Source organism: Dyadobacter sp. CECT 9275, assembly GCF_907164905.1.
Lineage (GTDB): Bacteria > Bacteroidota > Bacteroidia > Cytophagales > Spirosomataceae > Dyadobacter > Dyadobacter helix.
Genome location: NZ_CAJRAF010000001.1, coordinates 853016 through 872423 on the forward strand (window position 1 = coordinate 853016; position 19408 = coordinate 872423).

18 protein-coding genes are annotated in these 19408 nt (G+C 43.9%); 12 read left to right on the forward strand and 6 right to left on the reverse strand.

From position 1 onward, the window contains the following. Positions 1-276 precede the first annotated feature (276 nt). Positions 277-594, forward strand: a complete 318-nt coding sequence (locus KOE27_RS03475) for a hypothetical protein (RefSeq protein WP_215237451.1) — start codon at positions 277-279, stop codon at positions 592-594. Between the two features lie 403 nt (positions 595-997). Here the strand turns inward: KOE27_RS03475 and KOE27_RS03480 are convergent, their stop codons facing one another. Further along, positions 998-2341, reverse strand: a complete 1344-nt coding sequence (locus KOE27_RS03480) for a tetratricopeptide repeat protein (RefSeq protein WP_215237452.1) — start codon at positions 2339-2341, stop codon at positions 998-1000. A 171-nt stretch (positions 2342-2512) separates the two neighbouring features. On the opposite strand from KOE27_RS03480, the gene KOE27_RS03485 reads away from it, so the two are divergent. Further along, entirely contained in the window at positions 2513-3055 is a 543-nt protein-coding gene (locus KOE27_RS03485; RefSeq protein WP_229252622.1) for a TlpA family protein disulfide reductase, read from the forward strand. A 129-nt stretch (positions 3056-3184) separates the two neighbouring features. On the opposite strand, the gene azu is transcribed toward KOE27_RS03485, so the two are convergent. Then, positions 3185-3682 (reverse strand): azurin, encoded by a 498-nt coding sequence (gene azu / locus KOE27_RS03490; protein WP_215237453.1) that lies wholly within the window; start codon positions 3680-3682, stop codon positions 3185-3187. Between the two features lie 103 nt (positions 3683-3785). Next, entirely contained in the window at positions 3786-4388 is a 603-nt protein-coding gene (locus tag KOE27_RS03495; RefSeq protein ID WP_215237454.1) for a DUF6962 family protein, read from the reverse strand. Positions 4389-4491: 103 nt separating this feature from the next. Here KOE27_RS03495 and sucD point away from each other — a divergent pair, with 103 nt between their 5' ends. The 8 genes from sucD (at position 4492) to porN (ending at position 13717) form a co-directional block, all read left to right on the forward strand. Next, a complete protein-coding gene (gene sucD, locus KOE27_RS03500) occupies positions 4492-5370 on the forward strand; it encodes a succinate--CoA ligase subunit alpha (protein WP_215237455.1) in 879 nt (292 codons plus the stop codon). Between the two features lie 65 nt (positions 5371-5435). Continuing rightward, a complete protein-coding gene (locus tag KOE27_RS03505; RefSeq protein WP_215237456.1) occupies positions 5436-6617 on the forward strand; it encodes a DUF4271 domain-containing protein in 1182 nt (393 codons plus the stop codon). Between the two features lie 43 nt (positions 6618-6660). Beyond that, complete coding sequence (locus KOE27_RS03510) at positions 6661-7443, forward strand: uroporphyrinogen-III synthase (RefSeq protein ID WP_215237457.1); 783 nt, start codon at positions 6661-6663, stop codon at positions 7441-7443. 129 nt (positions 7444-7572) lie between these two features. Continuing rightward, positions 7573-8550, forward strand: coding sequence for a PorP/SprF family type IX secretion system membrane protein (locus KOE27_RS03515; protein WP_215237458.1), 978 nt, complete (start codon positions 7573-7575; stop codon positions 8548-8550). Between the two features lie 351 nt (positions 8551-8901). Beyond that, the gene (porK, locus tag KOE27_RS03520) at positions 8902-9975 is read left to right on the forward strand and encodes a T9SS ring complex lipoprotein PorK/GldK (RefSeq protein ID WP_215237459.1); all 1074 of its coding nucleotides are present in this window, start codon (positions 8902-8904) and stop codon (positions 9973-9975) included. Positions 9976-10095: 120 nt separating this feature from the next. Further along, the gene (gene porL / locus KOE27_RS03525; RefSeq protein ID WP_215237460.1) at positions 10096-10911 is read left to right on the forward strand and encodes a type IX secretion system motor protein PorL/GldL; all 816 of its coding nucleotides are present in this window, start codon (positions 10096-10098) and stop codon (positions 10909-10911) included. Positions 10912-11013: 102 nt separating this feature from the next. After that, positions 11014-12606: a type IX secretion system motor protein PorM/GldM gene (gene porM, locus KOE27_RS03530; protein ID WP_215237461.1), complete on the forward strand. Its 1593-nt coding sequence runs from the start codon at positions 11014-11016 to the stop codon at positions 12604-12606. Positions 12607-12643: 37 nt separating this feature from the next. Beyond that, complete coding sequence (gene porN / locus KOE27_RS03535; RefSeq protein ID WP_215237462.1) at positions 12644-13717, forward strand: type IX secretion system ring subunit PorN/GldN; 1074 nt, start codon at positions 12644-12646, stop codon at positions 13715-13717. A gap of 101 nt (positions 13718-13818) precedes the next feature. Here the strand turns inward: porN and KOE27_RS03540 are convergent, their stop codons facing one another. The 3 genes from KOE27_RS03540 to KOE27_RS03550 form a co-directional block, all read right to left on the reverse strand. Next, positions 13819-14205: a hypothetical protein gene (locus KOE27_RS03540; RefSeq protein WP_215237463.1), complete on the reverse strand. Its 387-nt coding sequence runs from the start codon at positions 14203-14205 to the stop codon at positions 13819-13821. A gap of 16 nt (positions 14206-14221) precedes the next feature. Continuing rightward, on the reverse strand, positions 14222-15502 hold the full coding sequence (locus tag KOE27_RS03545) for a type IX secretion system plug protein (RefSeq protein ID WP_215237464.1): 1281 nt from the start codon (positions 15500-15502) through the stop codon (positions 14222-14224). 133 nt (positions 15503-15635) lie between these two features. Continuing rightward, a complete protein-coding gene (locus KOE27_RS03550) occupies positions 15636-17579 on the reverse strand; it encodes an ABC-F family ATP-binding cassette domain-containing protein (RefSeq protein WP_215237465.1) in 1944 nt (647 codons plus the stop codon). 215 nt (positions 17580-17794) lie between these two features. Between KOE27_RS03550 and KOE27_RS03555 the strand changes: the two genes are divergently transcribed. Both KOE27_RS03555 and KOE27_RS03560 read left to right on the forward strand, forming a co-directional pair. Beyond that, the gene (locus tag KOE27_RS03555) at positions 17795-18376 is read left to right on the forward strand and encodes a precorrin-2 dehydrogenase/sirohydrochlorin ferrochelatase family protein (protein WP_215237466.1); all 582 of its coding nucleotides are present in this window, start codon (positions 17795-17797) and stop codon (positions 18374-18376) included. Positions 18377-18682: 306 nt separating this feature from the next. Beyond that, positions 18683-19363, forward strand: a complete 681-nt coding sequence (locus KOE27_RS03560; protein WP_215237467.1) for a response regulator transcription factor — start codon at positions 18683-18685, stop codon at positions 19361-19363. Positions 19364-19408: the final 45 nt, after the last annotated feature.

Below are 19408 nucleotides of genomic sequence, written 5' to 3' on the forward strand. Positions count from 1 at the left end.
GGATGTACTTTTTTATGTCCAAACAGGTTGTTACTGGGTCGCCTGGTGGTGGAGAATCACCTCTGATTGTTCTCCTACATGGCAGTCAGTTTACTGGCATGTCAGCCGATGGAAAACACAAAATACTCTTAGCGAGATCAATTGTTTTCTCAATCAAGTTGATCGAAAGGAGAAAAAATAAACGAAAATCCATCACCTTTTTGTGAAGATGGCTAAAATGCTTAGTTATTTTCAATGATTTTGAAACCGTGGTACGGATGTAAACAAAAAAAGTAAATGGACGGAATTGCAAGTATTAGTCGATACTGGCTGAGGAATACGGTTTGCTCATATCATGCCGGTAGTCAGCATGATGGCCCTGCTGCTTTAAATCTTTGTGCCGATATTTTTTATCAAAAGGTTATCCTAATCGGACCGCCGAAGCGGTTCGACTACAACGTTGTTTTCGCTCTAAGAATGAAGGTGTTCGGTATCAAATTGGAAAAGGCATCTCGTGGAGAGTGGGTCAAGGGCTTTGTTCACGTAGCTAAAGGTGGACAGTTGAATGGATCATCTCCTGGACCAATTTCTTTTGAAAGACGTAAAGGATTATAAATATACCGTCTCTTCTTCCATTGTATTGATACTTTTGGTAAATAGTCAACTGACTTTATGGAGAATCAAGCCTATTGGCCAAACATAATTCTTAAACAAGTTCAAATTCTTTTCCTTCTCTCATACAGGAGGGTGCATTTCGATTCTAAGTAGCTAAAAGATCGGTAATTTTCTTCCGGGACTATCATGCAGGGGAGCTAATATGGAATAAAATCCGTCAGCTGCAATCCTGTGCGAAGCCTGTTAATCAGAGTTAATCGGTTATGTGGCAAACATAATTCGGCGATTTTTTCTCATTCGAAGTTTTGAAATACACGCACAGGAAACAATAAAGACGAATTGCTTTCTTTTATCTAACAAACGGTAAGATGAATTTTGGTGATTTTTTTAGCCACCTCTTCTTCTAATTACAATAACTACTTATCGCCTTGTAGGCCTGCAAGTAACCGAGTTCTCCCGCTTTGCTGAGATCCAGACAGCCTTCGTGCGTTTGTCCCAGGCTGTTTTTAAGAATACCCCGGATGTAATATGCTTCCGAAAAATCAGACCTGAGTTTAATGGCACTGCTCATGTCAAGTACCGCGCCCAGCTGATCGCCTGCCGCTGAACGGATCAGGCCTCTGGCGAAAAATGCAGACGTGTAGGTAGGGGTAAGTTCAATAGCTGCGGTCATATCATTTGCGGCACCGTTTCTATCTCCAATTTTTGATTTGCTGATACCACGGATGTAATAAGCCTCAGCTCTTTCTTCGGACAGTGGATCTATTTTGAGCTGTGGCTGTACCTGATCCCGGAGGTCATCAAGAATAGCTTTGGTGATTTTGCCTGGGTATACTGTTTTTTTCGGATTCCCTATATAAATATTTTTAAATTCTATCGCCTTGTCCAGGTCGGCAATGGCGCCACGCTGGTCGTTGAGTTTGTTCTTTGCAAATCCACGTCCATAGTAGGCTTCATAACTGTCAGGGTTGAGCTGAATGGTTTTGTCAAAGTCAATAATGGCTCCTTCGTAATCTTCAAATTTGTTTTTGGCAAATCCCCTCTTAGTATAGTATAAACTTTCATTAGGACTGAGTTCAAGGGCACGGGTGAAATCTGCGGCAGCTCCCTGATAATCTCCAAGCTCTATTTTGGCTAGTCCGCGGCTGGCATAGGCACCAGTTCTTTTAGGACTAAGTTCAATTACCCGAGTGAAGTCGGCAAGGCTGCCGGAATATTCCTGCAGGTCCTGCTTGCAGTTACCTCTGGCATACAATGCCGAAATATCATCCGGATTAAGTAAAACAGCCTTGTCCAGATCTACCATTGCAAGCCGTAAATTATTAAGCTTCGCATAGCTGACACCGCGGTTATAGTAAGTTTTGGCCTCATCCGGATTCAGCTCAATCGCTTTGGAGTAATCCTGCAGCGCCGAACGAAAATCTTCCTGGATACTCTTGCTTACGCCCCGGCTCTGATAGTACATCGCCTCTCGCGGGTTGATTTCGATGGCACGATCATAATCCAGGATAGCTCCCCGGTGGTCTTTAAGGTTGGCTTTAGCCAGTCCGCGGTTGAAATAACTCGGGGCATGGTCAGGGCTCATGGAAATCACCACAGTATAAGCCTGCATGGCTCCTGCGAAATCACCGGTACGGGCTTTGGTATTTCCTTCTTCAAAATATTCGGCTGCAGAACGCTGTGCAAAAGTAGGATGGGATAGTAACAGGGTAAGCGAAGCAAGTGAGCTCAGTAAAAAAACTTTCATGAATGTAGACCTTTTCCTCAAATCTGATAAGATATAATATTGCCTATAAAAGTATTTAAATTCTCTGTCTGCATCAAATAGGCCCCGCCGTATTTTTGAAATAGACGGATGTATCCTTTTACTTATATTATCCCTATTTTTACGTTGTTGTAAAAGAAGTTGTTAACTAACATGAACGAAATGGAAACCGGGAGAAGATTTCTTGTGATCATACTGATTCTTGTCGCTATGGGAGCGATATATTTTGTATTCGTTAAGGAGCCGGAGTCAGTGAGTGTTAATAGTACGGGTGAAGTTCCGAATCCTGCCTCGCTCTATCTTTCCAATCTGAAGGATCTGGAGGGGAATCCGATTGCGATGGATGAAAATAAGCTCGTGTTTCTGAATATATGGGCCACCTGGTGCGGGCCTTGTAATATGGAAATGCCAGGTATCCAGAAACTATATGATAAATACAAGAATCATAAAAGTGTTGCTTTTTATATTATTTCGGACGAAGACGCTGAAACAGTAAATCCTTTCATTGCCCGGAAGGGATACCAATTGCCATTTTATCAATATGCAGGTACTTACCCAGAGGCGTTGGATGGAAATGCCATTCCTCGTACCTACATTATTCACAAAGGTAAAATTCTGGCAGAGCAAACGGGTGCTTCCCAATGGGATACGCCAGAAGTGGTAAGCTTGATCGAAAAGAATATTTCGGAGATTTAGCAGCTTGATTGGGAGTTTTGGGAAGTTAACAGTAGGCAGTAAGAAGTAAGCAGTAGGCAGTGGGTATAAACAGAAAGAGGAGCTGGATCACCCCAGCTCCTCTTTCTGTTTAAATACTATCAGGAGAAATTACTCAACGATAAAATCGCCTTTCATTAACGCATAATGGCCAGGGAAGCTACAGATAAAGGTATATTTTCCTTTTTTTGGAGCAGTGAATTCAATAGTATCACTTTCTCCGCCACCTACAAGCTTCGTGTGTGCTAAAATGCTTCCCTCTTCTGATTTTGGGATATAGTCCGTTTCACGGGCAGCAGCTGCTTTGGACCCGAAAGCGGCAACGTCCACACCTGGCTTAAGTAATACCCAGTTATGCCCCATTGCTGCTTTTGCAAGCTTGCCTGAATGCGTTAAGGTAAGTTTCACTTTCTGGCCTGCTTTTACTTTGATTTCTTTCAGGTCAAATTGCATGGCATCGCTGCCTTTGATGGTAATGGTTTTAACCTGTTTTGCATCACGTGTTTCGACAGCAGCTGTCAGTGTTTTAGCGTTAACAGGGTTAAGGGAGTAACTTCCAAATGCTACTACAGAAGCGAGCAGGAGCATACCAGACTTTATTCTTTTCATCTTAAAGTTATAGTAAACTTGTTTGTTTAAAATTTAACTGGTGCAAGTTACTACATGGCTTTTTAAAAAAACAATCCGTTAACAATTGTTTGGAAACATTCTGTCAAAATAACAATTTGTATTCATTTTTGACCGCCTTTCCCACGCATACAATAGCCAGGGTAAGCATGTAATGATAGATATCCACCGGATTCATGGGGATGTTCAGCCGGGCTGATTTGCTTGCCAGTGCCAGGAACATCATCGCAAATATTACCCAGAGGGCGCTTTTTTGCCTGCCGCCCAGTCCCAGGCAGGATACGATCATGGTTACCACAATACAAAATGACTGGATGATCAGGCCAATATATTCAACGTTAAACCAGGTAATGCAATAAAGCAAAAGCAGGCCAATGCTGATGGTGGAGACGAGCTGAAAAGTTTCAGTTTGTGTCTGCCTGATCAGCGACCAGCTGGCAGATACCAGGCACACTGCACCGAGCGTCATCTCGGCAGCCTGGGTTATTTTTAACAGGCCCTGAAGGTTTTCTTTGCCCGTATGTACCACCAGGTCGGTCAGGGCATTCAGCGAAAGGCAGAAAAGAAAAATTCCCCATAACAGGCGGTTATTGGCAGGCTGAGATCCGAAATGGCGGAAAAAGATATATATCCCTGTGAAACTCAAAACAAGGTTGGAAAAAAAATGAGGATTTGTAAGAATATTCATATAACAGCCCTGGATTCTCAAAAAAGCAATTTACAAATTCTGGCTACATTTTGCTACTTCGTGCTTTTCGTCCTACTTTTACCAAAAAAACTGATTTACCAACATGAGCGTTTTAGTTAATAAAAATTCTAAGATTATAGTTCAGGGATTTACCGGTTCTGAGGGTTCTTTTCATGCCCAGCAAATGATAGAGTATGGTACCAATGTTGTCGGCGGGGTGACTCCAGGCAAAGGCGGCCTTTCCCATCTTGACAGACCGGTATTTAATACAGTGGACCAGGCTGTTCGTTCAACCGGAGCAGACGTGGCCATTATATTCGTACCGCCAGCTTTTGCTGCAGATGCTATTATGGAAGCAGCAGATGCAGGAATAGCTGTGATTGTGGCTATAACAGAAGGCATTCCTACAAAAGATATGCTGTTTGCCAAAGAATATATTAAAGGTAAAAACACGCGCTTGATTGGTCCTAACTGCCCTGGTATCATTACTGCCGAGGAGTGTAAAGTGGGTATTATGCCAGGTTTTATCTTCAAAAAGGGAACGGTTGGACTTGTTTCTAAATCAGGTACATTGACTTACGAAGCGGTTGACCAGCTGACCCGCGCCGGATTGGGGCAAACCACGGCCATTGGTATCGGAGGTGACCCCATTATTGGTACCACTACCAAAGAGGCAGTTGAATTACTGATGAATGATCCTGAAACCGAGGCAATTGTGATGATTGGTGAGATCGGGGGTAGCATGGAAGCGGAAGCCGCCAGTTACGTGAAGTCGACAGGTAATAAAAAACCGGTGGTAGGTTTTATAGCTGGCCAAACTGCACCCAAAGGCAGAAGGATGGGCCATGCAGGAGCCATCATCGGAGGAGCTGACGATACCGCGGAAGCGAAGATCAGAATTATGAAAGAATCAGGTATTTTTGTAGCAGAATCTCCTGCACTCATCGGAGAAACAATGCTTCTTGCTCTTGGTAAAAAATAATTGTTGGTACTGTTTCTTTAAATATAATAGAGAGGGCGGGGGAAACCCGGCCCTTTTTCATACACATGAAGTCCATCCGGTTTCTGTTCATTTGGGCTTTCCTGGTTTTTCTACTACCCTTCGGTGCACAGGCGCAGGGGGCCGGTAAGGTTGTGCCTCCGGATGAATTTTTTCCGGTATACAATTTTCATTACGACTGGCTGGTTTTTAACAATCAGTACAATGACTTTGTGCCGTTTTCACAAGGCCTCAATGAAGATTCCCGTTCGGTAAGCGTATATGTTGACCTTGTTAAAAACCGTAGGTACAGTTTGTTGTTTAAAACTGAAAATGAAGGATACCTGTTTCTGGAAGGGGCTTTACAACGGCGGATTGCTGCCAATAAATGGGTTCAGTTTAATATAGACAGCCTCTACCGCATTTACAAAAAAGATGAGTTACTGTTTACAGTGTACGGGAGCTCCGGAATTTTGGACAAGACCTTGCTGATATGCAATAAAAAGACGGCGAACGGGATGAACCTCATGGATAATCCCAGGGCCAGTTTCATTAATATCCGTCCGGTGGCAGTATCCCCCTTCGGGAATTTTGCAATACTGGCTTCCATGATTATCCTCATCATCTGCGGATGGGTTTTCAACACAGATCCGCTCTCTTTCGAGAGGCTGGTGAATCCCATTGAGTTTTTTAATAATTCACCCCGCGATCAGTTATCCAAAGTCAATAAACCATATAGTTCCAACGTCGTATTCTTTGTACTGGGGTCCTCCATGCTGATGAGTTTTATTCTGGTTTTCCTAACCACCCAAAAGATAAATCTCTTTTCCGTAGACACGATCCTTTCCGAGCAGAACGGTACCTTGCAGTTCCTGGGCGATTTTTTTCTGATTTCCATCCTCTTTTTTTTGCTGACCTACGGGAAGTACATTCTGATGGTGATGGTGGGGAACGTACTCAATCTGGATAAGTTGGTAGATACCTTATTTCTCAAAATAGTACAATCATCTTACCTGTTTCATGCGGGGCTCTTTCTTCTTGTTTTTATGCTAAGCTTCAATCACGCACCATGGATGGAGTCGTGGAGGCCTTATATACTTTTACCATTTCTGTTTTTTTATTCTGTACGCTTTCTGGCTTTGTATGTTGTGGTCAAGCCAGCGGGGACACTTATTAATCTGTATTTATTTTCGTACCTTTGCGTCATCGAAGTGATCCCCCTCATTATTGGCATCAAATTTGCCCTGTAAAGGAACGAGAGGAATGGGACTTAAAATTAATTGAGGATTTTACATGAGTGAGACTATCAAATTTGATCAGGAAAGGCTGAGAAAGGTTACCAGCCTTCTTGTAAGCCAGTCCAGACCAGCAGACGAAAACTCCCCGTATTTTGAATTAGCGAAGAAGTATAATATCAAAGTGGATTTTCGTCCTTTCATTCAGATCGATGGAATTTCTTACAAGGATTTTCGTAAGCAAAAAGTTAATATCCTCGATCATACTGCTGTTATTTTCACAAGCAGGAACGCCATTGACCACTTTTTCAGGATCTGTAACGAGGGTAGAATAGAGGTACCGGCTACCATGAAGTATTTTTGTATTTCAGAGCAAACCGCCAATTATCTCCAGAAGTACATCGTGATCCGTAAACGCAAAATTTTTACGGGTACCAAAACAGCTGCGGAACTAATAGAACTGATGCGTAAGCATAAAAAGGAGAAGTTTTTGTATCCTTGTTCGGATGTCCGCAAAAATGATATTCCTGAGTTTGCGGACACGGAGGAATTCCATTTTACCGAGGCAACGATGTATCAGACTGTCCCATCCGATTTGTCCGATCTTGAGGATGTTTATTATGATATCATTGCCTTTTTCAGCCCGTCCGGTATTAAATCCTTATTCGAAAATTTCCCAGATTTCAAGCAGAACGTTACAAGGATTGCAGCTTTTGGACCTACCACTGCCAAAGCGGTTGAAGACGCAGGCCTGATACTTGATATTCAGGCACCTTTACCCAATGCTCCGTCAATGACCGGCGCGCTTGAACTATACATCAAAAAGGCCAACAACGGTTAAAAGAATCAGTCGAAAAAGGGCCGGGAAAATTTCCCGGCCCTTTTTTTATTATATATCAATTTTTTTGAGCAATATGCGTTATTGAATAAAATATCGGGGAATACCGGATGTTTAAACCATTTCAGAAGCATGACCCTTACTTTTACGATTCAAAATATAAAATGGAGCGGGCTGAGTGCTGTCTTTTTACTGTTGTCCACAGTCGCTTTTGCTCAAAAGGATGCACAGTTCAGCCTATTTTCGTTAAACCAGCTTTATTTAAATCCTGCCGCCGCAGGTGCTGACGGGCTTACCAGGTTTCAGCTCACGCACCGGACCCAGTATGCAGGATACCAGTCAACCAATCCGGACGATGCAGGCGGAGCCCTGTCAACACAGATGGCCTCTTTCAGTATGCCTCTGAAAAACTTCGGGATTGGTTTTTATGCACTCAATGACAAAAGCGGGCCCCGTAACGATCAGGACTTTAAGCTCTCTGCTGCCTACCATATACCTCTGGGAGGAGGAAAATTGCAGATCGGAGCCAGCGCAGGCCTCTTCAGGCAGTCTATTGACTATGGAAAACTAAGGGCCAGAGACCCTGATGATCCCTTGATACAGACCGGGGTGGTTGCGGAGATGAATCCCGATTTCGCAGCAGGTGTCCGTTACGAAGCCGATGCATTTTATGTGGGAGTTTCGATGAATCACCTCTTGCAGCCCAAGTATCAGCTGGGTGCCGAAACTGCTACCAACCCGTTACCACGAACAGCTTACTTCAACGCTGGTTTTAATATTGAGCTGGGTTATCTTCTGGATATACAGCCTATTGTTTTGGTAAAATCCGATATTTCAACCATTTCCGCGGAAGGAGGAGCAACCGTCACCTATAACAAGCGTTTTTGGCTTGGAGGTACCTACCGGCAGCAGGATACCTATTTTATCCTCATGGGAGGGATTTCCTTTTTACCGGATCAGTCACTCCGGCTCTCAGGAGCGTATGACATGGTGTTGGGAGGAAACAAGACAAAAGCGCCGTCTTCATTTGAGGTAATGCTCTCATATGCACTGTCTTCTCCGAAATTCGGGAAGAAAACAATTATAAGAACCCCCCGTTTCCGGTTCTGAACTCAACGCTAAATCAGGGTTGGATATTTACTGTTTTGCATTAAAATAATCTAATCTGTTAAAATTGCTGTACAGTGTTTGATCAATTTGTGCTTTACAAAGATGGTCAACCTGTTCTGTTTGCGAAAGTTTACTTTATATTTGTAAAATTATACTGCTTTATACAATTAACTAAAAAAGTTACGTTATGACGGCAGATTTTTGGAAAAGGAGTTATTAACAGGTTTGCATAACTGAATAAATCTTAATTTCTTTATCCACACTGTTACTTTTGTTTTTTTTTCGGTATACTATATAATCAACGGTTGACGTTTTTAGGCTGACATTTATTACTCAAATATCAAAATCACTATGAATGTGAAAGTATTCTATCGGGATGGAGTCAAAAGCCTGCTTTTGTTATCCGCACTTATGCTTATGCAGAGCTGCGGTTTTATCAAAAGCAAGTTTGGAAAGGGCGGGAAGGAAGAAAGTGGTATCAGCAATGGAGAGATCACGGCAACTGAAAGAAAGGGTTTTAAACAAACTACACCTGCAGGGATGGTTGTCATTCCATCCGGGTCCTTTATCATGGGGCAGGCCGACGAGGATATAGCGTCCTCCATGAATAATATGAACAGAAGGGTAACCATCAGTTCATTTTTTATGGATGATACCGAAATAACAAACCATGAGTATCGCCAATTTGTGAATGCCTTGCTGGTCGATTCCGTTTCGGTTTTGGGAGAAGAGGAAATAATGTCAAAATATTACCCTGATACCACTGCATGGAAAAAGGATTTCGCTTTCACCAACGGAGATCCGATGGTTGAATATTATTTCCAACATCCAGGTTTTGATACTTACCCTGTAGTTGGAGTGAGTTGGCTGGCAGCCCAGTACTTCTCTAAATGGCGGACTAATATTTTACACGATTTCCAGAATAAAGAGGGGCAGTTCAATTCCACTGGTTGGCGTTTACCAACTGAGGCCGAATGGGAATGGGCAGCCAGAGGAGGCCGTGCCGTGGCGAAGTATCCATGGGGGAATCCATATACTATGAATGCTAAGGGGTGTTTCTTAGCTAATTTTAAACCTCAACGGGGTAATTTTGATTCTGACGGTTATCCCTATACAGCTCCTGCAAATGCTTATAACCCAAATGATTTTGGTTTGTACAACATGGCAGGAAACGTAGCAGAATGGACGCTGGATGCTTATGCAGATAACGCCTCTGCCATTGTGTGGGATATGAACCCCAAATATGATAATCCAGACGAACCCCGCAAAGTTGTAAAAGGTGGTTCATGGAAAGACATCGCCTACTATCTTCAGACTGGTACCCGCTCTTTTGAATATGAAACAGAGCGAAGGGCTTTTATCGGGTTCCGTTGTGTAATGGACAACGTAAACGACAGAGGTGGAGCCCGTGCTCGTCGTCGCTAAAATATAAAATTTCGGAGGAAGCAGTGTCTTAACAAGCTCTGCTTCCTTTTTTACGGCCTTCTCTAATCAAATTATTTTCTAAGTAACTCTTTTTATTCACTGTAACCGATTTTTATTCGTATGGCTAAGGATAGCGGACCTAGTTTTTTTTGGGATAAACTAGTACCAACAATATATAGCGCCGGTGCTGCCGTCGTTATTTTAGGAGCGTTAGCAAAAATTCAGCACTGGGATTTTGGAGGTCCATTGCTTACAGCGGGGTTGGGTACTGAGGTTTTGATTTTCTTATTATATGCATTGCAGACATTAACCCAAAGCACTGATAAAGAACCGGATTGGACACGCGTTTACCCAGAACTTTCCGATGACTACAAAGGGCCGGCAATTGACAGATCTGCCCCCGTTGTCGGAAGCGGCATCACAGCCAAACTTGATAATATGCTTGATAATGCAAAGCTGGGACCCGAAGTTTTCGATAGCCTGGGGAAAGGTTTCAGAAATCTGTCGGAAACGGTTGGTAAAATTTCGGACCTTACAGATGCGACCGTGGCTACCAATGACTATGCCAGAAATGTGAAAACGGCATCGGTTGCCATCAGCGATATGAACAAGTCCTATGGCGTAGCCATTACTGCCATGACCTCCATGGCTGATGCAACCAAGGATGCACAGAACTACCGTGAAAAATTCCAGGAAATCACCAAAAATATGGGCGCCCTGAATGCCGTTTATGAACTCGAATTACAGGATACTACCAAACACCTGAAAGCCATGAATGCTTTCTATGGCAACCTTACCACAGCTATGGAAAATATGGCGGATGCAACCAAAGAATCTCAGGTGTTTAAAAATGAGATGTCCAAGCTGACCACCAACATATCATCGCTGAACAATGTATATGGAAATATGCTGACAGCAATGCGTGGCAATGCCTGATCATAAATCCCTAACAAGCATATAGTAAATCCTTCGTGGTCTCCTTTTAAAATGTTTGTTATCATAAATTATTTAATCACTGATAACTGATTACTGAACAATATGGCAGGTGGCAAAGAAACACCCCGTCAAAAGATGATTGGAATGATGTATCTGGTGCTTACAGCAATGCTTGCATTGCAGGTAAGTTCGGCCATCATTGAAAAATTCATCCTCTTGAACAATTCTCTGGAGCTGTCCTCCGGAGCAGCCAATAAATTAAACCAGGAAACGGTACTTAAAATAAAAGCGGCAGTCGAAAAGTCGGGTAACCGTGCAAGTGACGTGGCGGTAATGAAACAGGCGGATGAAGTACGCCAGTCTTCTACCGATATGATTAATCAGTTGAATGCGCTGAAACAGGAAATTATTTCCGGTGCAGGTGGCGGGCTGAATGAAGAAGGCGGAATTAAAAACCCGCAGGAGGAAAGCAAAGTGGCGGAATTGATGGTGGGTGTTCAGAAAAACGGAAAGGCGTACAAGCTGAAGGAAGCCCTCAACGGTTATGTTACGAAACTGAATGGGTACGTTCCAAACCAATTTCAGATGCTGGCACTGGATGGTAAAGAAGATCCTATTACCAAGGATAATAAAGAGCAAAAGAATAAAGACTTTGCAGAACTGAACTTTGCCCAAACTCCTGTTGCTGCTGCGCTCGCAGTATTGAGCCAGAAACAAACGGATATCCGCAGAATGGAAGGCGAAGCACTCACTTATCTTGCAAGCAAGGTAGGCGCTGCCGACATAAAATTCGACCGGGTATTGGCCATGGTAAGTGCCGATGCAAAGACTGTCGTAGCAGGTACCAAGTTTAAGGGGCAGATGTTTATTGCTGCTTCTGCTTCGGGTATCACACCGCGCATGAGCTTAAACGGCGCGCCTGTTAAGGTGGAAAATGGCGTAGGGCTCATAGAGTTTACAGCCCAGGGTGGCGGGTACAATGCCGAAGGTCTGGCACGCAGGGAATTGAAAGGGCAAATCACGATACCAACTCCTTCGGGAAGAGACACAACTTATACCATGACACAGGAGTATTTTGTTGTGAAGCCGTCTTATCAGATCGAGACAGGTACTTTACCCCCGTTGTATCTGGGTTGTGCTAACAAATTAAGCATTCAGAGCCCTGCCTTAGGAGCTTTGTGGGCACCAAGTTTTTCTACTGATGGTGGTGAAATTATCCCCAGCGGTGCGAAGGGTAAATTTACGATCGTACCATCGAAGGCGCAGTTGAACATTACAGTAAGCAATGCGGGCAATGTATTGGGTACGGAACCATTCAGAGTGAACCGGGTACCTAAGCCTTCCATTGAAGTAAGAGTGAATGGTGCAACTTTTGATGAGCGACGAGGAGCTCCTGCTGCCGGTACGAGGAGTCTTCAGGTATTGGCTATCCCTGATGAAAGTTTTAAAAACTTCTCTCCTGAGGATGCTAAGTTCCGGGTGTCACAGATTGAGGTTTCACTGGCAAGAGGGAACAGGCGGATTGCAGGGGTAACACTGAATGGAGGTGGAGGGTCAATTTCTTCACTTGCACAGCAGGCCCAGCCCAATGACCGTTACGTGATTACCATTTTGAAGGTTGAAAGACAGAATTTCAAAGGTGCGATCAACGATGTAGAAATGGGAACTCAAATTCGCCAGATCACTTTGTACTAAAATATACTTTTAGTCGTTGCTAAGGCAATAAAACTATATGCTTGATATGAGAAAAATGAATGGTAAAACAATCGCTTGGTCGTTATTATCCTTTTCACTTGGGACTGGCTCGGTTTTTGCCCAGGAGAAGTTGGATTCTACGGTGAACCAGTTTTCGTCGCGTCCGATTAGTGACGGTGATATTATGATGAAGCGAACGCTTTGGAGAAGAGTGGACCTGAAGGAGAAGCAGAACGTTGCCATGTTTTCCAAAAATAATGAGATCACCCGTTATTTGTTGGAAGCAGCCAAAGCGGGGTTGATAGAAGCATATACGAATGATTCCTGTGCCACTCCTTTGACGAAGGAGGAGCTACACAAAAGAATTGTAATCCCTAATCAGACGGCAGGTTTGTCGGCCGAGGAAGTTGCAGCCGGGTTTGGTGCTGCTCCTGCTGCCAACAATGCGGATGGCTGGGGTGATCAAAAACCAAAGACAGATCCAAGCAAACAGGCTAACGCCGCTGGTGACGGTTGGGATACCCCTAAAAAGGACACTAAAAAGGAGGTAGCTGTGGAGGATGATGGCTGGGGACCCCCGAAGAAGAAAAGCAAAAAAGGTTCTAAAAAAACGGAGGTTCCCAAAGAGGAGCCAGTCGTAGAAAAGCCTAAGGTTGACACTACCACTTTTAACACTGCGGTGGCCGTAACAGAAGAGGAGTATTTCCCTGATCAGCTGTCCATTCTGGAGGTTAAGGAAGACTGGGTTTTTGACAGAAAAAGATCAAGACAGTATAACGATATTCAGACACTGTCCATCATTCTGCCTTCGGAGCAGACAGCAACAGGTCTGGAATTGCCGGTAGCTTCTTTCCGATATAAGGATGTGGAGAGGCTTTTCAGAAGTGATCCTAAGAAGTATATCTGGTATAACTCCCGTAATACAGCCCAGAACAAAAATCTTGCTGATGCTTTTGATTTAAGGTTGTTTTACGGAAGGATCGTAAAATACAGCAATGCAAATGACAAGGCATTTCTGGACATCTACGGTGGTGAAAAGGAAGCTTTAACGAAATCATTGAATTACGAACAGGAGCTCATGGAGCTGGAACACGGCCTTTGGGAGTACTGATCAGTAGGATAGCGTAAGAAACGAATATGGAAGAAAAGAGGGACCAGTGATGATCCCTCTTTTCTTTGTTGCCCAGGCGAAGGGTGATGGAGCTAAAAATCTTAAAAACCTTCTTCGTTCGGATACCGAGGGGACATGGCACGAAAGGTGCCGGACATATATATGAGATTTTCTACCTGATCATAAGCCTTCCGGAAAATGAATGAGCTATACCCCTGACTGATCAGCATCAGGAAAATATCCTTCAGTATAAGAAGTTCGTCGGTATGCTGTGAAAAATCCTCCACTACAAACATTTGAAATCCCCGGTCACCGGGGGTGGCAAAGTAGAGCACAAGATGAAGATTGTCTTTATGAAAGAACTTAATGGCCTGGTCGGACTCATAACCGGATGGCATTTCATGATGGTCGGTAAGCAAGTCAATTATGATGACCTCGTCCCGGGTCATATACATGTGCTCGGTAAGATAATTGGTTGCTGATTCCATTGATGCCAAGGTTAAATTATCTGCGCCTGTTCCACTCAACGGTTCTGTAACCAATGAGTAAATCGGATCTTCCGGCAGGTGGACGGTAGTATACCAGAATATCAAAATCGTTTTCAGTAGTGGCATAATTTCCTTCTACATAAGCTTCGTCCGATTTCTGGTCAGTATTGTTAACGGCTACGTAATCGTAATTAATAACACCCTGTTTGATCATTATTTCAACTTCATACACCTTCAAATCCGGGTTATAAGTCATTTTATTCCGCTCGTTCAGCTGCCACAGATTGAAAGCTCCGTTGGCATAGTAGGTGAGGCCGGGATCTTCTTCGGTTTTCAAAGTAAAAAGTACCGGTGTGTAGTCGGCCTCAATACTTCCCCTGCCAGACTCCCGGTGATCTATCACATACTGACCGTTAAAATCATCAATCTGCAAATAGCCATTATCAGCCCTGAATTTATCCGGGAAAAGCAGGAGGCGTGTGAAATCCTGGGTTTTTTCCAGTGCCTGAATACCATACCCCCTTGCAGCGGTGGTCCGGCTATCGAAATACCGGAATTCGTTTCCTCCGGGAAATGTGTTTTCGAGGTCAAAGAAATTATATTCAAGCAACTGGTCAAAAGGTCGTACGTTGGTGGGCTTGAAACCTGTACGGATCTGATCCCATCTGAAATTTTTTCTCATCACCACTTTCAGATCTGACTGCGGAGCGTTCAGGGGCAAACCTTTGTAATCAATCTTGAAATCGATCTGCTGGTCGGAGAACTGCTGTTGAATGCCCTGCGAAAAACGCGCTTGTGCAGTGATATTTACTTTGGTATCATAAAGCATGAACCGACGGCTTAAAACTGGTTTTCTGTCATCGTCATAAATAACCACCAGGTAATTTCCTGAAAGCTTCAACCTCGGTATTTCAAAGCTGTAGTGCACATAGGGTACCTTGGTGCTGAAAGACTGGGTCCTGTCGATCAGCGGGTAATCATTAAATTCAAAGGTGAACTCTATATCATTAAGATTGGATTTCTTCCAATCGGCGTTACAGTGGAAAATCTTGGCACGGTACCCGACAGATCTGCCCGACAGATCATCAAATTCCAGGACAAGAGGTACCTGGCTCAGCAGAGGAATGACAGGAGGGCTCAAAAGTCTTTTGGGGTTTTCAGGGTCATTTATGGCCGGATAAAGCAGTACAGTCGCTATGTTGGGATTATAAATATGATCTTCAAACAACACCGGTGCTTGCTGGGCACGTGATGAAGTGTAACAAAAAACGATCAGGATGATCAGAACGCTTCGCATGGTCGGGGTTTTTGATTTTAACGCAATTTTCCTGGCTTTAAGTACAATGTAGGTTTTATTCCTGGGATGGGCAATACAACAAAAAGAGGAAGCCTTTGTAGAGCCTCCTCTTTCATATTTGATTTGGATAATGTTATCCGGCCAGTTCTTCCACCGCCATCATTGCTTTTTCCCAATCTGCGGTTGCATTATCCAGCTTGTTTTTTACATCGGTATAAAACCTGTTAAGCTCTGCCAGCGCAACGGGATCGTTGTATATTTTAGGGTCCGCCAGTTTAGTTTCGGTATCGGCCTTCTTGTTTTCCAGATTATTGATCGTATTCTCGAGTTCCTCTACCTGTTTTTGTGCTTTCTTCAATTTCTGCACATCCTCATTGCTGGTTGGTTTTGCGGGCTTGTTTTGGTTTCCCGCTGACTGCGCAGATTTCTTTTGGGGTGGTGCGCTGCTCACGACTGCTTTTTCACTTACGGCCGATTGCAAGCCTCTTTCCGCCACCCAGATTTCGTACTCTTCATACGTGCCAGGGTATTCCTTGATCTGATGATCCTCGATGTACCAGATCTTGTTGGCGATATTCTCTACGAAGTAACGGTCGTGGGAAACAACGATGTAACTGCCTTCATACTGCTGCAATGCCTGGATAAGAATGTTAACCGACTGCATATCCAAGTGGTTGGTAGGCTCATCCAGTAAAAGGAAATTGGCTTGCGAAAGCAATACCTTTGCCAAAGCAACCCTGGATTTTTCACCTCCAGATAATACCTTTATCTTTTTGAATACATCGTCTCCCGAAAAAAGAAAACAGCCCAGTACGGTCCGCAGTTCTGTTTCCGTTTTGGTCGAGTTTGCGTATTTAAGTTCTTCTAGCAGGTTATGCTGAACATTAAGGGACTCAAGCTGGTGCTGTGCGTAAAATGTGAAGGATACATTGTGACCAAGCCTTCTCTTGCCTTCAATCGGTTCGGTACCTGCTACCACGCGCAAGACGGTGGACTTACCTCTTCCGTTGGCGCCTATCAGGGCAATTTTATCGCCCCGTTCCATGCTGATATTGGTGCCTTCCAGAATGACTTTGTCGCCGTATGCTTTCGAGGCGTCTTCCAGCTGGAATACATGGCGGCCGGGCTGGGTTGTAAACTGGAACCTGAAATGCACTTTTGCATTTTCATCAATTACTTCATCCACGGTTTCCATCCGGTCAAGCGCTTTCACACGGCTTTGTACCTGTTTGGATTTGGTAGCTTTGGCTTTAAATCGTTCAATAAAGCGCTCTGTCTGGCGGATCTTGGCCTGCTGATTTTCGTATGCGCCACGCTGTATATCATTACGCAGTGCTTTTTCTTCGATATAAAAAGAATAGTTTCCTGCGTAATAATTGAGTTTTCCTCCTGAAACTTCCACGGTTGTATCAATGGTATTGTCCAGGAACTGCCTGTCGTGAGAAACAACGATCACTGCTCCTTCATAGCTTTGTACATATTTCTCCACCCACTGGATAGATGGTAAGTCAAGGTGGTTGGTAGGCTCATCGAGCATCAGCAGCGATGGTTTCTGAAGCAAAAGCTTGGCCAGCATCACACGCATACGCCACCCTCCGGAGAACAACCGTAAAGGCCTGTGAAGATCATCGGTTACAAAACCAAGACCCTCCAGGATAGCCTCTGCCTTGGATTGAACGGTATATCCGTCCAGTGCCTCAAATTCTTCCTGTACACGGGCCAGTTTATCCACGAGTTCATCACGGTAATTGTGCTCCATTTCATGCAGGATTTTATCTATCTGTACTTGCAGTTCATTTTGCCGTTCGAAGGCCTGCATGGCTACGGATAAAATGGAATCGTCGCTTTGATAGGAAAGTAAATCCTGGTTAAGAAAGCCGATTGTACAGTCGCCTGATTTGGAAATGTGCCCACCATCCGGCTGGAATTCACCGTTGATCATTCTCAAAAGGGTAGACTTCCCCGTTCCGTTGAGTCCGATAAGGCCTATTTTTTGTTTTGGCTTAATATGTAACGACGCGCTGTCATAAAGTGCGCGGTCGCCAAGAAAATAACTGAGGTTCGTAATCGCGATCATGTCGCAAAGGTACGGCGAAAGATGCAGATAGCGAAAGGGTAATTGTTGGAATAGTTATAAAATGAAACACTTGGTAAGTAATCCAACATTATTCCTGTAAATTTGGGTAGGAAATTGTGCAAATAATTTCTTGCGTACCTTTCTCAAACCAATAGGGCCTGGTGTTACCAGTTTGCAGACGTAAGCCCAGGTCACTGTACTTAACCAACTATCTTTTGAACAACCTATTTCCCATATTCGTCAAACTGGAACAACTTCATACTTTAATCGTAGGGGGAGGTTATGTTGGATTAGAAAAGATCAGCGCGGTACTGGCCAATTCCCCTCAAGCAATGGTTACACTGGTAGCACCTGAAATCAGGGAGGAAATCAGGGAGTTGGCAGCGAGCAATGCAAAAGTGTCACTGATCAACAGGAAATTTGAAGAAACAGATTTGTTTGAGAAAGATCTCGTTATTGTTGCAACCAATGACAAAGCCGAAAATGAAAATATCAGCAATCTGGCGCGAGCCCGTCACTTGCTCACCAACGTTGCAGATACCCCGGGCCTTTGTGATTTTTACCTTTCTTCGGTTGTCAGGAAGGGTAACCTGAAGGTTGCTATCTCAACCAACGGTATGTCACCGACTATGGCAAAGCGTTTGAAAGAAGTACTTGCAGAGGCACTTCCGGATAACCTGGAAACTGCTATGGAGCAGCTCAAGGCCGTCAGAGAGATGTTGCGCGGTGATTTTACCAGCAAAGTTGATGAGCTCAACAAAATTACCTCGGTTCTGATCAGCAGGAAGGAGGAATAACAACACCGTCAAGGACAGTTCGAGGAATGTTGGTTGCGATTCTTTTTTGGTTCTATTCACGCTCCAATCGCATGCCTCAAAAAATGAAAGTGTTGAAAACATACGCCTGGCTAGGTTGGTGAGATCCGTCTTGCCAGGCTATGTATTGCAACTAGTTCTAGTTTCGGTGTTAAATTTTTTGAAGTAATTTGACAAGGTTGTTTGTGTAAAAGCTGGGAAACCACTTACATTTATGGAATTTAAACGCACGGCAACAGTTCATTCCGGTCAAATCTTTTTTGGTACTACCTTTCTTTTGGGCATTTTATGGCAATTCGCCTCTTAATTGTTGATGATCACTCCGTAGTGAGGCAAGGAATTATAGCCCTTCTTGAAGACGAAGAGGATATTGATATTGTAGGAGAGGCAGGTGATGGGGACGAGGTAGCCGAGGCAATCATCAGGTACAGCCCGGATGTTATTCTTCTGGACATCACAATGCCCAGGATGTCGGGTACGGAGGTGATGCAGTGGATGCCTGCCCGCTTTCCAGAAGTAAAAATTTTGATTTTCAGTATGCACAATAATCCGGATTATATCCTGGCCGCTGTGCATTATGGTGCTTCGGGTTATCTCCAGAAGGATACCAGCCGCGCCGAAATTCTGAGAGCGGTAAGAAGTGTAGCGAAAGGTGAGCTCTATTTTCCACCCAAGGTATCTTCTATCATCATTCAGAACCTTGTAAAAAACGGCAATCATGGCGCGAAACCGAATCTTGTAGGGATAGAGGAAAAAAATGGGGAGTCGGTCTGGAAAAAAATAACTTCCAGAGAGCAGCAGATCCTAGAATGTCTGATAGAGGGCATGAGCAGCAAAGATATTGCCGAACGTTTTGAGCTCAGTACCAACACCGTGGCTAATCAGCGCGCAAGTATCATCAAAAAGGCTAACGTAAAAAATACGGCCGAACTGGTGAGCCTTGCATTGAGAGAAAAGTCCAGGGTATAATTACAATAAAAGGACTTCTAAAATAGTTGTATTAATGAAAAATTG